The sequence below is a fragment of the Paenibacillus sp. NRS-1760 genome (assembly GCF_050467785.1).
In the GTDB taxonomy this organism is placed as follows: Bacteria; Bacillota; Bacilli; order Paenibacillales; family Paenibacillaceae; genus Pristimantibacillus.
The window spans coordinates 71118-85642 of record NZ_JBITPK010000014.1; the positions used below are offsets into that span (position 1 = coordinate 71118).

The 14525-nt window shown below is 45.0% G+C and carries 17 protein-coding genes; 14 read left to right on the top strand and 3 right to left on the bottom strand.

What is annotated here, in order from left to right:
* On the bottom strand, window positions 1-339 hold the full coding sequence (locus tag ACIFSR_RS19665) for a winged helix-turn-helix transcriptional regulator (RefSeq protein ID WP_144376717.1): 339 nt from the start codon (window positions 337-339) through the stop codon (window positions 1-3).
* Window positions 340-487: 148 nt separating this feature from the next.
* On the opposite strand from ACIFSR_RS19665, the gene ACIFSR_RS19670 reads away from it, so the two are divergent.
* Window positions 488-1462, top strand: a complete 975-nt coding sequence (locus ACIFSR_RS19670) for an aldo/keto reductase family protein (RefSeq protein ID WP_339204862.1) — start codon at window positions 488-490, stop codon at window positions 1460-1462.
* Between the two features lie 82 nt (window positions 1463-1544).
* Here ACIFSR_RS19670 and ACIFSR_RS19675 read toward each other — a convergent pair whose 3' ends face one another.
* Window positions 1545-2273, bottom strand: a complete 729-nt coding sequence (locus tag ACIFSR_RS19675) for a YhcN/YlaJ family sporulation lipoprotein (RefSeq protein ID WP_339204861.1) — start codon at window positions 2271-2273, stop codon at window positions 1545-1547.
* A 368-nt stretch (window positions 2274-2641) separates the two neighbouring features.
* Here ACIFSR_RS19675 and coxB point away from each other — a divergent pair, with 368 nt between their 5' ends.
* The 11 genes from coxB (at window position 2642) to ACIFSR_RS19730 (ending at window position 12586) form a co-directional block, all read left to right on the top strand.
* The gene (gene coxB / locus ACIFSR_RS19680) at window positions 2642-3694 is read left to right on the top strand and encodes a cytochrome c oxidase subunit II (RefSeq protein ID WP_076267151.1); all 1053 of its coding nucleotides are present in this window, start codon (window positions 2642-2644) and stop codon (window positions 3692-3694) included.
* Window positions 3695-3768: 74 nt separating this feature from the next.
* Entirely contained in the window at window positions 3769-5616 is a 1848-nt protein-coding gene (ctaD, locus tag ACIFSR_RS19685; RefSeq protein ID WP_076267396.1) for a cytochrome c oxidase subunit I, read from the top strand.
* Window positions 5613-6230 carry a cytochrome c oxidase subunit 3 gene (locus ACIFSR_RS19690; RefSeq protein ID WP_076267150.1) on the top strand — a complete coding sequence of 206 codons (618 nt, stop codon included), beginning with the start codon at window positions 5613-5615 and terminating at the stop codon, window positions 6228-6230. Before ctaD ends, ACIFSR_RS19690 begins: the two co-directional genes overlap by 4 nt.
* Before the next feature lie 3 nt (window positions 6231-6233).
* Window positions 6234-6551 carry a cytochrome C oxidase subunit IV family protein gene (locus ACIFSR_RS19695; protein WP_076267149.1) on the top strand — a complete coding sequence of 106 codons (318 nt, stop codon included), beginning with the start codon at window positions 6234-6236 and terminating at the stop codon, window positions 6549-6551.
* 91 nt (window positions 6552-6642) lie between these two features.
* On the top strand, window positions 6643-7539 hold the full coding sequence (ctaG, locus tag ACIFSR_RS19700) for a cytochrome c oxidase assembly factor CtaG (protein WP_430059418.1): 897 nt from the start codon (window positions 6643-6645) through the stop codon (window positions 7537-7539).
* Between the two features lie 35 nt (window positions 7540-7574).
* Window positions 7575-8036 (top strand): DUF420 domain-containing protein, encoded by a 462-nt coding sequence (locus ACIFSR_RS19705; protein ID WP_430059420.1) that lies wholly within the window; start codon window positions 7575-7577, stop codon window positions 8034-8036.
* A 249-nt stretch (window positions 8037-8285) separates the two neighbouring features.
* The gene (locus tag ACIFSR_RS19710; protein ID WP_339204858.1) at window positions 8286-9011 is read left to right on the top strand and encodes a hypothetical protein; all 726 of its coding nucleotides are present in this window, start codon (window positions 8286-8288) and stop codon (window positions 9009-9011) included.
* Between the two features lie 29 nt (window positions 9012-9040).
* Window positions 9041-9427, top strand: a complete 387-nt coding sequence (locus ACIFSR_RS19715) for a GntR family transcriptional regulator (protein ID WP_339204857.1) — start codon at window positions 9041-9043, stop codon at window positions 9425-9427.
* Between the two features lie 12 nt (window positions 9428-9439).
* The gene (locus tag ACIFSR_RS19720) at window positions 9440-10357 is read left to right on the top strand and encodes an ABC transporter ATP-binding protein (protein ID WP_430059422.1); all 918 of its coding nucleotides are present in this window, start codon (window positions 9440-9442) and stop codon (window positions 10355-10357) included.
* Window positions 10358-10374: 17 nt separating this feature from the next.
* On the top strand, window positions 10375-11277 hold the full coding sequence (locus ACIFSR_RS19725; protein ID WP_339204855.1) for an ABC transporter ATP-binding protein: 903 nt from the start codon (window positions 10375-10377) through the stop codon (window positions 11275-11277).
* The gene (locus ACIFSR_RS19730) at window positions 11270-12586 is read left to right on the top strand and encodes an ABC transporter permease (RefSeq protein ID WP_430059424.1); all 1317 of its coding nucleotides are present in this window, start codon (window positions 11270-11272) and stop codon (window positions 12584-12586) included. Before ACIFSR_RS19725 ends, ACIFSR_RS19730 begins: the two co-directional genes overlap by 8 nt.
* A 158-nt stretch (window positions 12587-12744) precedes the next feature.
* On the opposite strand, the gene ACIFSR_RS19735 is transcribed toward ACIFSR_RS19730, so the two are convergent.
* A complete protein-coding gene (locus ACIFSR_RS19735) occupies window positions 12745-13296 on the bottom strand; it encodes a helix-turn-helix domain-containing protein (protein WP_339204853.1) in 552 nt (183 codons plus the stop codon).
* A 141-nt stretch (window positions 13297-13437) separates the two neighbouring features.
* Between ACIFSR_RS19735 and ACIFSR_RS19740 the strand changes: the two genes are divergently transcribed.
* Window positions 13438-13839, top strand: a complete 402-nt coding sequence (locus ACIFSR_RS19740) for a DoxX family protein (RefSeq protein WP_339204852.1) — start codon at window positions 13438-13440, stop codon at window positions 13837-13839.
* A 23-nt stretch (window positions 13840-13862) separates the two neighbouring features.
* Entirely contained in the window at window positions 13863-14522 is a 660-nt protein-coding gene (locus ACIFSR_RS19745) for an alpha/beta hydrolase (RefSeq protein ID WP_430059427.1), read from the top strand.
* The last annotated feature ends 3 nt before the right edge of the window (window positions 14523-14525 follow it).

The window sequence follows — 14525 nt, forward strand, 5'->3', positions numbered from 1 at the left end:
CTATGTCCATCTAGCCGACCAAAGCTTCATTTCTTTTAAAATATGATGCAAGTCCTCGCCCTTAGGTGTCAGTGTGTATTCGACGGTAACGGGCACGGTTGGAAAAACCTTGCGTTCAAGCACGCCCTTATCCTCGAGATGACGGAGCGTGCTTGTTAATGCACGAGGACTAACCGCCGGAATTAGCCTCTGTATTTCTCCGAATCTTTTGGTGCCGCAAAACAGTTCTCTCAGCACTAAAAAAGCCCATTTGCCGCCGATCACATCTAATGTCTTCTCAATATTACATTCGATATGGAGCGGTTCCTTCGGAATGTAATTATGTGCACTCATCGACATTTCCCCTCTCTTCTATCTGCTACCAATAGTATAGTATGTATATATAAGATAATAAAGTGAAAAAACATTCACTACTTTAATAATAGAACGTTGTACTATAGACTACAGATGAAGAGCGGAGTAAATCGATTAAGAGGGGTGTTTTGGGATGAAGTATAGAAGACTTGGCAACAGCGGTTTAAAAGTAAGTGAAATTGGACTTGGAAGCTGGCTCACTTACGGCACGGCAACAGAAGCGGAAACCGCTAAGGAATGTATACATAAAGCTTATGACGCTGGCATTAATTTTTTTGATACTGCTAACGCTTACAATAATGGGGAAGCCGAAAAAGTTATGGGAGATGCCTTAAAAGGGTATACACGCAGCAGTTATGTTCTCGCAACCAAGCTGTTTTTCCCAATGGGTTCAGGACCAAATGATCGCGGACTTTCTAGAAAACATATCGTCGAGCAATGTGATGCGAGCTTGAAGCGTTTGGGTACTGATTATATAGATCTTTATCAATGCCACCGCTTTGATTCGGAAACGCCGGTTGAGGAGACTTTGCGGGCACTCGATGATTTGACGGCACAAGGGAAGGTGCTTTATGCAGGGGTCAGCGAGTGGACAGCTGCGCAAATTACGGATGCTGCAGCGATAGGGAAACGTCTTAACCTCCGGAAGCTTATTTCGAATCAACCGATTTACAATATGTTTGAGCGGTATATTGAACGGGGCGTTATCGAAGTTTGTGAGCAAGAAGGCATGGGGCAGGTTGTTTTCTCACCGCTTGCACAAGGGATTTTAACAGGTAAGTACAAGCCAGGCCAAGCCGTGCCGGCAGGCAGTCGTGCTGCAAATGATAAGACAAATGGCATCATTAACAGTTATTTGCGAGAAGATGTACTGCAGGTTGCAGAGAAACTGGAGCAGCTGGCTGCAACGATTGGAGCATCATTGTCACAATTTGCATTAGCATGGGTGCTTCGCCAGCCGAATGTGAGCTCAGCTATTATCGGTTCGAGCCGACCGGCTCAAATCGAAGAAAACATAAAGTCAGTAGACATTGAACTGTCAGATGAGCTGCTATCACAAACTGAAGCAATCTTGGCAGAAATCAGCGGCTTTGCTCCGATGCGTTAAAAAGCAAAATGATAGAAATAACAAAAAGGCTCTCCGTGAGAAGTGCCTTTTTGCTATATATATAATAGAAGCGATTTTTTTTTTAATGATTCATTTGAGTCTCGGATGGGCTGTAGGTGCCTGGTTGTGTAATTGGAGAAGGCATATCCTTTCCTCCGGCAAAATGATATTTCACTACGGTATTGAATTTATCGATATGTGGCATTAAGGATCGACCTCCCCAAGCTTCCTTGGCAAAATCGTTGAAGTAATTTACGAACTCCATATTGGCTGAAATATGAACTTCTTGTACAGCTGGAGCCAGCTCGCGAACTCTAAGAGCGACAGTCTGCTTAAGTTCATCCGACAAATCATTAACATCATTTACTGAGAAATAGGAGTTGTACGGTGACACAAGGATCTTACTGTTGCCATACGGACTGCCCGTATCATGGTTATATACGCCATCACTAGTGCCTGTATTGTCTTGCTCGCTTTTACCGCCGGAATTGCGAGTGCCAACTGCGGTCCAATCAAGCATTAAACCGACATAAGCATTTTTGTCTGTGAGCATAACGATTGCGGAAGCCACGCCGTTTAGATCAGTTACTTTGCGTGAGATGACGGAGCTGTATTCAAAAAATGAATTATTATGCTGGTCAGCATTGTTCGTAGTCGGCCCATAAGCTCTGCCGCCGAGCATCTTCGGATCGTTAGCTTGACGGCTTCCATAATCGGTGTCGCTTTGCTGAGCATACTGTTTGTAGGCACAGCCGGCTGAAGTTGTTATCATGACTGCCGACAGCAGCAATGCGGCAATTCGTTTAACCATAAAGAACGGACCCCCATTCATACGATAATGGCTTTAGTTTTTGCCGCGGCTCCATAAATATACGTTTTTGCAAGCATACATAATTGACCATGGGTTTGGTGCACAATGTAGGATAGAGAGAATGCCATGCAGACGGGCTAAACAAGACAGTTTATCATGCGAAAAAACGCAGTAATGATGCGAATTTGACAGCTTTGAGAACAATTTGTGAACTCTCTGTGGAACATTGACAAATAGGGGCTTCAACTTTATATTTAATAAAGTGATTTAAGTTGCAGGAGTTGTAATAACATCTGTGAAACACGCAGCCAGCCGTATGCCACGTGAAAATTAGGCAGCTGCGAAAACGTCAAAAGTGGGGTTGATTAATGATGAAACGGTGGCGATTTGTAAAACGGCTTGCGCCGCTTATGGCCATGATGGTGCTAGTACTAGCGGCTTGCGGGCGGAGCGATTTGTCGACGCTGAATCCTCAGGGACCTGTAGCGGAAGAACAATTCGGGCTGATGAAGCTGGCAATTGGAATCATGTTGATCGTGATTGTTGCCGTATTTGCGATTTCTTTGTTTGTAATTATTCGTTTCCGCAGACGTCCGGGAGACAAAACAATTCCTAAGCAGGTGGAAGGAAATCATAAGCTTGAGATTATTTGGACAGTAATTCCAATCATCATGCTTATCATTTTGGGTGTTCCAACCGTTCAGTCCGTATTTAATCTTGCTAAAGACTACAGCAAAGATCCGGAAGCGGTTCAGGTCATCGTTACTTCACACCAATACTGGTGGGAGTTTGAATACCCAGCTTACGGAATCAAGACAGCACAAGAGCTTATTATTCCAAAAGGTAAGACGATCTCCATCACAGCGAAATCCGCAGATGTGCTTCACTCATTCTGGATTCCATCGCTTGCTGGGAAAATCGATACCAACCCTGGTGCTAACGTAAATAAAATGTACTTCTCTGCACCAAAAGAAGGCGTTTACCTGGGTAAATGTGCTGAGCTTTGCGGACCTTCACATGGTTTGATGGACTTTAAAGTTAAATCAGTGGACGAGTCGTCATTTGATCGTTGGGTAGCTGCACTTAAAGAACCTGTAGCGCTTCCAAGCGATCCGGCAATTGCTAAAGCATTTGAAAGCAAATGTCTATCTTGCCACGCAGTGGGTGATTTGGGCGGACCTGCTTATCCTAACTTGACAGGTATCGGAAGCCGTGAGACTGTCGGGGGTATACTTGTTAACACCGATGATCCGCAATATTCCAATGAAGGTTCAGTATACGACAACTTGCACCGTTGGATCAAAAACCCGGACGAAGTTAAACCGGGCAACCAAATGGGTAAAATCGAAGATTTGACTGAACAAGAGATTGAAGGTATTGCTAAATACTTATCTGAATTGAAGCTTAACTACGAACAATAATTTATCGGTGATTGAAGGAGGTACCTACTTTGGCTCATGCGCATACGCATAAGGTCAAACGTTACAGCGGTCTGATGGACTGGCTGACTACGGTTGACCATAAAAAAATCGGAATATTGTATATGATTGCCGGCGGTTTTTTCTTCCTTGTCGGTGGTTTGGAAGCGATTTTGATTCGAGTTCAATTGTGGAAGCCGCTAAATAACTTTGTTAGCGCGGATACATATAATGAGCTTTTAACCATGCACGGAACGACGATGATCTTCCTTGCAGCGATGCCGCTTTTATTCGCCTTAATGAATGCGGTTATACCGCTTCAAATCGGCGCGCGCGACGTAGCTTTCCCTTTCGTTAACTCATTAGGCTTCTGGACATTCTTGTTCGGCGGTATTTTGCTTAACGTGAGCTGGTTTACTGGCGGCGCTCCAGATGCAGGCTGGACATCATATGCACCGCTCGCGGGGACGACTTATAACGGCGATCACGGCGTTGACTATTATGTACTAGGTTTGCAAATAGCTGGTATCGGAACACTTATCGGGGGTATTAACTTCCTCGTAACGATTATTAACATGCGTGCACCAGGCATGACGTTCATGCGTATGCCGATGTTCACATGGGCTGCGTTCATTACTTCGGCGCTAATCCTGTTCGCATTCCCTGCTTTGGCAGTTGGTCTAGCGGCACTCATGTTCGACAGATTGTTTGATGCAAATTTCTTTGATCCTTCTGGCGGCGGTAACGCGGTCCTATGGGAGCATATTTTCTGGATATTCGGGCATCCTGAGGTTTATATCCTCATCTTGCCGGCCTTCGGCGTTATTTCCGAGGTAATAAGTACATTCTCACGCAAGCGTTTGTTCGGTTACAGCTCGATGGTATTCGCTACAATCCTGATCGGCTTCTTGGGCTTCATGGTTTGGGCGCATCACATGTTCACGGTTGGTCTTGGACCAGTTGCGAATGCGCTGTTCTCCATTGCAACGATGCTTATCGCGGTTCCAACAGGTATCAAAATTTTCAACTGGCTATTTACGATGTGGGGCGGTTCCATTAAATTCACGACAGCTAACTTGTTCGCTGTCGGATTTATACCAACCTTCGTAATGGGCGGTGTTACCGGCGTCATGCTGGCAGCAGCACCTGCTGACTTCCAATATCATGATTCTTATTTTGTCGTAGCACATTTCCACTATGTTATCGTAGGTGGTTTGGTACTGGGTATTTTCTCAGGCCTTCACTACTGGTGGCCAAAAATGTTCGGACGTATGCTGAATGAAACACTTGGTAAATTGACGTTCTGGACATTCTTTATTGGCTTCCACTTAACATTCTTTATTCAACATTTCCTTGGCTTGCTAGGTATGCCACGTCGTATTTGGACATATCTCGACGGTCTTGGTTTCAACGAAATGAACATGATCAGTACAGTAGGCGCATTCTTGATGGGCTTTGGTACAATTTTCTTCTTGCTGAACGTTGTTATCACAGCTTTCAAACCACAAAATGCACCAGCTGATCCATGGGAAGACGGTCGTACTCTAGAGTGGACGATTCCATCTCCACCTCCTGAATACAACTTTGCTCAAACACCGCTTGTACGCGGCTATGATGCATACTGGAAAGAAAAAACGGACGGTCACAAGGGCATGACGCCTGCGGAGCCAATTGGTCCAATTCATATGCCTTCTCCTTCGATCCTGCCTTTCTTCATGGGATTTGGATTGTTTATCGCAGGTTTAGGTTTCATGTACGCTAAAGATTGGGGCAACTTGTTTGGATCATTCAAATCAGGTTATGCTCTCGGTATTGTTGGTTTGCTGATCTTGTTCGGTTGCATGTTCCTTCGTTCCGTAATCGATGATCACGGCTTCCACATTGAAGAAGAAGAAATCCTTAGAGATATGGGGGGTAAAGCATGAGTGCGCATTCGCATGTAGAGGGGCAATTGCCTCATGAGCCCGAAAAGGCGACCCTCGAGGGACGCAATAAAGTATTAGGCTTTTGGCTTTTCCTTGGCGGAGAAACTGTATTGTTCGGAACGTTGTTCTCAGCGTTCCTAGCACTACGGAATCAAGTCCTTGATGGACCGCCAGCACATGAATTGTTCCAGCTTCCACTCGTTGCGCTTGCGACAGCACTCTTGCTTACGTCAAGCTTAACAAGCGTGTTCGCTGTTCATGCGCTGCATACAAACAGAGTGAAGGCGTTAATTAACTGGCTGATTATTACGGTCATTCTTGGCGCAGGTTTCCTTGCTCTTGAAATTTACGAGTTCTGGCACTATGTACATGAAGGCCACGGCTTTACAACGAGCGCATTCAGCTCCTCGTTCTATACGCTGGTAGGCTTCCACGGAGCACACGTTGCTTTCGGTATTACATGGATCACATTGATTATTATTCAATTAGCAAGAAAAGGATTGACTGTAGTAACAGCACCTAAGGTTTATGTAGCTGGTATGTACTGGCACTTTATCGATGTTGTATGGGTATTCATTTTCACCGTCGTTTACTTGATGGGAAAGGTGGTTTAATCCATGGCAAGCAATCATACAGCCACTGAGGAAAGCCCCAAGCGTCATAAGGTCGAAGGACCTAAAAAGCATATTATCGCGTTTATTTTCTCGATCTTGCTTACGTTCATCGCATTCGCGACTGTAATAAGCGGAGAAATCAACAAAGATTTTATCTACATCATTTTGATCGGCTTAGCGGTATTGCAAGTGTTCGTACAAATGGCATTCTGGATGCACATGAAAGACCGTGGTCATACTTTCGCAATTATTGGGATTTTGACTGGTGTATTCATCGTCTTCACATGTGTCATTATGGCTGAATACTGGGCTTGGTGGTAACCGATTTAACTATTGGAGGAGAGGAGGGTCCCGAGGCTTGGGTCCCTCCTCTTTTGTAAAAAAGCTAGCGTAATTGAAAGGAGTTTCCACGATGCTTGGCTTACAATATTTTCGCTTCGAGGAATTGTGGACCCCCATGTTTCTATTCGGAATGGCCGCAATCGTCATTCTATATTACTACTTAATTGGACCATGGCGTGAGAAGAATGCTCCTGAGGCTGATGTAGCGACAAAGCTTCAGAAGTTTATGTTTGTTTCGGCTGCTATTATGTTTTATATGGTTCACGGAGGACCTTTAAATCTATTAGGTCACCTTATGTTTACATTTCATATGGTCAATATGTCAGTATCTTATTTAGTTGTACCGCCGCTAGTATTGCTTGGAGTACCAAGCTTCTTATGGCGAAAAATGTTCTCCGCTCCGTTTTGGAAAAAACTGAGCTTCATGATGCATCCTATTATTTGTCTTTTGTTGTTTAATATTTTGTTCTCGGTTTATCATGTCCCAATTGTCCATGACTATGTGATGACGCACTTCTCTGTGCATCGTCTTTATTATTTTATTTTGCTTGTAACGTCGTTTATGATGTGGTGGCAGATTGCCTCACCTGTTCCGGAGTGGAGCAGACTTAGCGATGTGAAGAGAATGGCTTATGTGTTTGCGAACGGCATGCTTCTGACACCAGCTTGTGCTTTAATTATTTTTGCCAAAACGTCTATGTATGCGATTTATAGCGATCCTAATGTTTGGGTTACAGCGATGGGGTACTGTGTATCGGGTGATCCGAGCCGTTTGCTGGAGAGCTTTAGCGGTCCGCAATTTTTTAATATTATGGACGTTGTTGAAGACCAGCAGCTTGGCGGAATCGTCATGAAGTTCGTGCAGGAAATTATGTACGGCATTATATTGGCGTATATATTCAAGCAATGGTTCAAGCGTGAGCATAAGGACGATGAATTGCCGAATACGAATACAGGAACAGCTTAATACCAATTATTTAACGAATATTAGGTGGGGTAAAAGTGGACAAATATAATATTGTACCGACAATCAGTACTTTCTTCATCGTGCTTAGTGCGGTGCTGGTAGCCGTAGGCTGGAGGCTCGCGATTAAGCGCAGGCTGGCAGAGCATCAGAAGGTTATGTTCTATGCAGCAGTGTCAGCAACGATCTTCTTTATCGTATATGTATCGCGTTCGATATTCGTAGGAAATACAATCTGGGGCGGCCCAGACAGCTTAAAGCCTTACTATTTTGTCTTCTTATTGTTTCATATCGTGCTTGCTACAGTTGGCGGCGCATTCGGAATTACAACACTAACGCTTGGTTATAAGAAGAAATTTGCCAAGCATCGCAAATGGGGTAAAATAACTTCAGTGGTTTGGTTTATTACAGCTATTACAGGCACAGCGGTTTACGTATTGCTGTATCTTATGTATCCAGGCGGCCATACGAAACCCGTTATTGATGCTATTTTCGGATAGAACGACAATGTATAAGCCATGTTTTCGAAAGAGACTACTCTTTTGAGAACATGGCTTTTTTATGTTTATGCAGAAGTGATTGGCTTGCAAATAAGGGGATTGCCATTGTGCAGGAGTATTTACCGTAGAAGGGAATTCTCCTCCGAAAATCTTTTTATGGGAGTACTTGACAACTGTGTATACACTGAATATACTGTGTATAAGGATATATACAGTATATTCGCTAAGCGATTGAAGGGAGCAAATGCTGTGGGGTTATGGAAGGGTGCATGGTATTTAGCGAAGCATGAGCTGGCTAAAGATCGATGGAAAAGTCTTTTTACATTATTTTTTATCGGATATCTATTGTTATTTACCGTTCCTTTAATGCGGGATGGCTTCATAGGGGAAAATGGCCCATTCGGAAACTGGTCACTCGATTTCATTTACCTTTCGATTCTGCCTGTTCTAGGGTTCATTGCTAATAAGACAATGATGCGTTCCTGGAAAGAGAATTCCTATACGCGGAAGATCGCACAATGGAGAACGCTGCCGATTTCATCGAAACAAATTGCACTAGGGAGAATCATTCAGCTGGGTATCGTATTGTTTGCTGCTCAACTTGTTTTCTTCCTATTGCAATTTATCATTGCAAGGAATATGGGCGTTGATATTTCAGCCTTAAGCTTCGTGTTATATGGAGCAAGCTGGTTTGGCTATTCACTGACAATGGGGATTGGTTATGTATACTGGGAATTGGGGCATTCAGGAAAAACATATTTTTTCTTCAACATCACTTATCTCGCTTTTCTGCTTATCTTTTCAATCAGTCTAGCCTTTTTGGATATTGGAAATATTGTTTCAAGTTCGCTGCATGCAATCGAGAACGGCAGTTGGTGGCTGCCAATCATAACCGTAACTATTGGTGTTGCTGCTGCGTTCCTCGGCGTTAAACGAATTGAAAATCGGCTGGAGAAAAGAACCTACAGAGCATAGATATTTGAGAATGGAAGAAGGTGAACCTCATGCGGCTGCCGATCCAAATTAATGAACAAAGTGCAGAGCCGCTTTATCATCAGATCGAAGTACAATTGCGAGCCTTAATCGTCAGCGGCCAACTTTCGGAAGGGATGCTGCTGCCATCGATTCGCGAGCTTGCCCAAACCGTTAAGTGCAGCGTAATTACAGTAAAAAGAGTATATAACGATTTGGAAGCGGAAGGGCTGCTTCGAACAAGGCAAGGAACCGGCACCTATGTGGCACAGGTTGGTGATCAGGAACGTGACCGGCATCGTCTTGCTGCTGTTATTGAAGCGCTAGAGCTGGCAGTAGTGGCCGGCAAGCGGGTTCAGTGCACAGAGGAAGAGCTGCAGACGATGTTTAAAGAAGCGATGAGCAAGCATTTTGATTAAAGGATGGGACATATGATGAATGAGACGATGGCGATACAATTAGACGGCGTTGTGCAAAATCGTGCGAGCTTCAAACTAGGGCCGGTTCATATGAGTATTCCACAGGGTTACATTACTGCCATTGTTGGGCCGAACGGATGCGGTAAGAGCTCCACCTTTCGCTTAATGCTTGATTTGGATAAAGCGGATGAGGGCACCATTCAGCTGCTTGGAGAGCAAGTGGAGAATGGGCTCAGCACAGAGGTTAAAAAACGAATTGGTTACTTGCATGATCAATCCTCCTCGCATGAGGACAACATGAAGGGGACGGAGAAAGCTGAGTTTCATCGCTTCTGGTATGACAAATGGGATGTGAATCGTTATCGGGAGCTGCTTCGCATTCTTGAGGTCGATGATAATCAGCTGCTTGGCAAAATGTCGAAGGGGATGCGTCGCAAATTTGAATTTGCACTAGCCCTAACACATAATCCGGAGCTGCTCCTGCTCGACGAGCCTTCCTCGGGGCTTGATCCGCTTGCATGGAAAACGATGATTGAGGTGCTTCATCGGTACATGGATCGAGGAGACCGTACCATTCTTATGACCTCCCATATCATCGAAGAGGTGAAACGACTTGCTGATTTTATCATCTTTATGGCTCAAGGCAGAGTGCTTGGCATGTACGAGAAGGATGAGCTATTCAGCAGTTGGTTTACGTTATTTGTAAGTGGAGCGGATCTGACTCCGAAGAAAGCAGCGTTAATCCCAGGTCAAACCGTTGTTGAGCATGCAGGCGGAGCAACCTATCGAATTGCGACAAATCAGGCTGCAGAAGCTGAAGCATGGTGTGCTGAGGAAGGCTATCAGATTGTAAGCAGGCAGGCACTAGAGCTGGATGAGATTATGAATGCCTTGCTTACACAAGATAGATTAAATACAAGAATGAACTAATAGAGGGGAGTAATGAAATGAATCCATTAATAGTAGAAAAGGTAGTTAAGCAATACGGGGATAAAACAGCAGTTAACGAAATTAGCTTGGAGGTAAGCGAGGGCGAGATTTACGGCCTGCTCGGTGCCAACGGCGCCGGCAAAACAACGACGATGCGGATGGTGCTCGGCTTGATCTATCCGGACGAAGGGCGGATTCTCTACAACGGAAAGCCTTACAGCAATGAGCAGCTTAGCCTGCTCGGGTATTTGCCGGAGGAGCGCGGGCTCTATCCGAAGGTGAAGGTCAGCGATCAGATCATCTATCTGTCGCAGCTCAGAGGAATGTCGAAAGCGGATGCCGACCGCAACCTGAAGCAGTGGCTGGAGAGGTTCGAGGTGCCGGAATATTACAACAAGAAGGTCGAAGAGTTGTCGAAGGGGAACCAGCAGAAGATTCAGTTCATCGCGGCTGTCAACCACAAACCACGCATCGTCGTCATGGACGAAGCGTTCAGCGGACTTGACCCCGTCAACGTCGAATTATTGAAGTCGACGGTGAAGGAGCTGCGCGACTCCGGCTCGAGCATCCTATTCTCGACGCACCGGATGGAGCATGTCGAGGAGCTGTGCCGCAACATTACGATTTTGCATCGATCGAACACGGTCTTGAAGGGCAGTTTGAAGGAAATTAAAAAACAATTCCCGAGAGAACGTGTCATCCTTGGCGCTGACAAAGAAATTAGTGGACTCGATCGGCTGGCCGGCGTAACCGGAGTCACGCGCACGGAGCGCGGCTACGACATTGCCATCTCCTACGAAGCGGCGGGCGCAGACATTCTTCGTTTGGCGATGGAGCAGGCGAACGTGAATCATTTCGAAATCAAGGAACCGACGCTAAATGAAATCTTTATCCGAATGGTGGGTGATCGTCATGAATAGTTTCTGGACGGTAGTAGGGTTTACGATCCGGAATAAGGTCAAAGGCAAAGCTTTCGTCATTACTACGTTGATTATCGCGTTAATTATCAGCATCGGCATTAATCTTCCTTATATCATTGCACAGTTTGATAAAGGCGACAAAGTAACAAATATCGGCTATATCCAGTCGCAGAGCGAACAAGCGGCGAGCGGCACGACAACAGGCGACAGCTTGAAGGCATACTACGAGAAACAAGAAAATTCGAACATCGTGATGGTTCCTTTTGAGGACAAAGGCGATGCCTCGGCAAACGAGAAGCAGTTGAAAAAAGCAATCGATGAAGGGGAAATCAAAGGCTACCTTGAGTTCGGCGATATGACGGACAGCGGTTTCCCGGAAATGACTTACAAGTCCGAGAAGCTGATGGAATTCGGCATGACGGAATCACTGCAGGGAGCGCTTTTGCAAATTCGCCAAACGAACGTGCTCCAGGATGCGGGCCTTTCCGCCGAGCAAATGGCGCAGCTATCGGCTCCGATCAAGATCGGCACCGTTCAGATTTATACCGGCGAAGGTTCGGGCAGTGGCAACACGGGCAGAACACCGGCGGAGCAAGGCGTCAACATGGGCGTCATCTATGTCATGATTATCTTCCTGTTCATGGCAATCATGACCTCCGGCAACATGATCGCGTCGGAGATTACGGCGGAGAAAAGCTCGCGTGTCATGGAAATCCTCATTACGAGCGTATCGCCGCTGAAGCAAATGTTCGGCAAAATATTCGGCATGTTCGTCGTCGTCATCGTGCAGGTCACATTCTACTTAGCCGTCATTTTGACGAACATATCCATGCCGCATAACAAAGGGGCATTAGGCAATCTCGACATCGACTTGTCGCTCGTCGATCCGATTCTGCTCATCTACGCGCTGCTGTTCTTCCTGACGGGCTTCTTCCTGTTCGCGACGCTGTACGCGGCGGTCGGTTCGATTGTAAGCCGGACGGAAGACCTGGGTCAAGCGGTCATGCCGCTGACATTCGTCTCTCTGGCGGGCTTCTACATCGCAATCTTCAGCATAAGCGCGCCGGACAGCATGCTCGTGAAAGTGACGTCGTACATTCCGGTCTTCTCGCCATTCGTCATGCTGCTCCGCCTTGGGCTGACGGAAGTACCGATGTGGCAGACGCTTCTTTCTTTCGGCATCTTGCTCGTCTCGATCTACGCGGCTGTCTACATCTCCGCTAAGATCTATCGCACCGGCGTACTTATGTACGGCAAGCGCCCTAGCTTGAAAGAAATCCGCAAGGCTATGAAGGCGTATAAGATTTAGAAGTAGTTCTTGGTTCCATCTGATTGCGGCTGCCTAAAATCGTTGGAAATTCCATCTGCTTTGAATTTACCTCATTACGGTATTCAAAAGTTATTGAAAAAACCCACATTCGGCCTATCTGGCTCGATTGTGGGTTTTTTGCTTAGTTAGATGAGGTCCTATCCAATCTCATTTTCATTTTCATTCTCTTTATAGATGGAGATCAACACGATTGCCTTATCTTCACCTATATTTCTTACTAAATGTGGTGTACAAGCATTCCAACTAAAGGAATCACCTTCTCCAAATTCAGCCTTATCTTCCCCTTGCTCCGCGTAAATTCTCCCTTTAATGACTATATGGACCTCCTCGCCTTCATGTGCATGAGGAGTATTGCCAGTCGCAGAACCAGGAGGAAACTCTATAATCATCATCCGTACGTTTTTTGTGGAACTCAAGTGTTCGACTTTTAGATTTTCTGAACCGCTTGTTGTGATTGTCCGTTCGTCTTTCCGAACAATTCTCATTCGCTCTTCTTTCTTTAGAAGCAAGTAGGCAAGTGGCACTTTAAGTGCTTGAGCTATACTTTCTAATGTTGAGATGGACGGTGAGGTCTTATTCGTTTCAACCTGACTCATAAATCCTTGAGACAGTCCGGTTGTTTCGCATATTTGAGCGATTGTGATATTCTTTCGCTTCCGGATCGCTCGTATAGTGGAGCCAATATCCATCTAATCACACCTCTAGAATATTTGTAATACTAAATTTAATTTTATATTATCAATATTTGTGTTGACAAGTCAATGTAAATCGTTTTAAATTACACCTATAGAAAATATATTTCTATTACTAATATTTTGGAGGTAAAAAGAATGAATAAAACAGCTTTTGTTTCCATTATCATGCGAGTGGTGTTGGGCATCATATTTATATTTCACGGAGTGGATAAGTTTCAGGGAATAAGCAATGTAGAAGCTTGGTTCAGTTCCATAGGCATTCCGGGAGTTTTAGCTTATGTTGTTGCAGCGATTGAACTTATCGGCGGTATATTGTTGATCTTGGGGTTGTTTACTCGTTATGTAGCAGGATTGTTTGTCATCATACTCATCGGTGCAATTATAACCGCGAAGTTATCGGCTGGACTTCTTGGTAACGGTCAAATGGCTGGTTATGAGCTGGATCTTGGATTCATCTTGGTCTCGTTGTATCTGGTTGTTGCCGATCGATCACCGTTCTCTGTTGACCGTTTTATTATGAGCAAGCGCAGTGAATAACTTACAGCATGGAGGAAACTAAGATGAATCCGAAATATCAATATGACGTTCACTTACCGGTTAAACTAGAGCAAGGAAAGAAATATCCGACGATCTTCACTTTCCATGGCAAAGGATCGAATGAACGAAATATGTTCAGTTTGGTTGCTCCATTGGCTGAAGATTTCATCATCATTGGGATTCGCGGTAATTTGCCGCTTGGTACGGGATTCCAATATTACGATTTGAAAAGCCTAGGAAACCCAATTCGAGAGATGTATGACCAAGCGGTTACAGATCTCGAAGCATTCATTCAATATGCGACTGAGGAGTATCCAATCGATCCTGACAAACGTTATTTGCTCGGCTTTAGCCAAGGCGCAATCCTGTCCATGACGCTTGCACTTACAATGGGAGATCAATTAAAGGGAATCGTAGCGTTGAACGGATATATTCCTGAGTTTGTAAAAACGGAGTATTCACTTCGAAGTGCTAAGGATGTTTCCATATTTGTCTCGCATGGAGAATTCGACTCCGTATTCCCGGTTCGTATCGGGCACGAGACAGCTGACTATTTAAAAGACCAGACGGAGCGCTTAACTTTCAAACTATATCCGACCGACCACGGCGTATCCGAAGAGAACCAGCTTGATTTTATGAAGTGGATGAAGAAGGATGCCGAACTAAACATAAATAAGGAGTGAGAT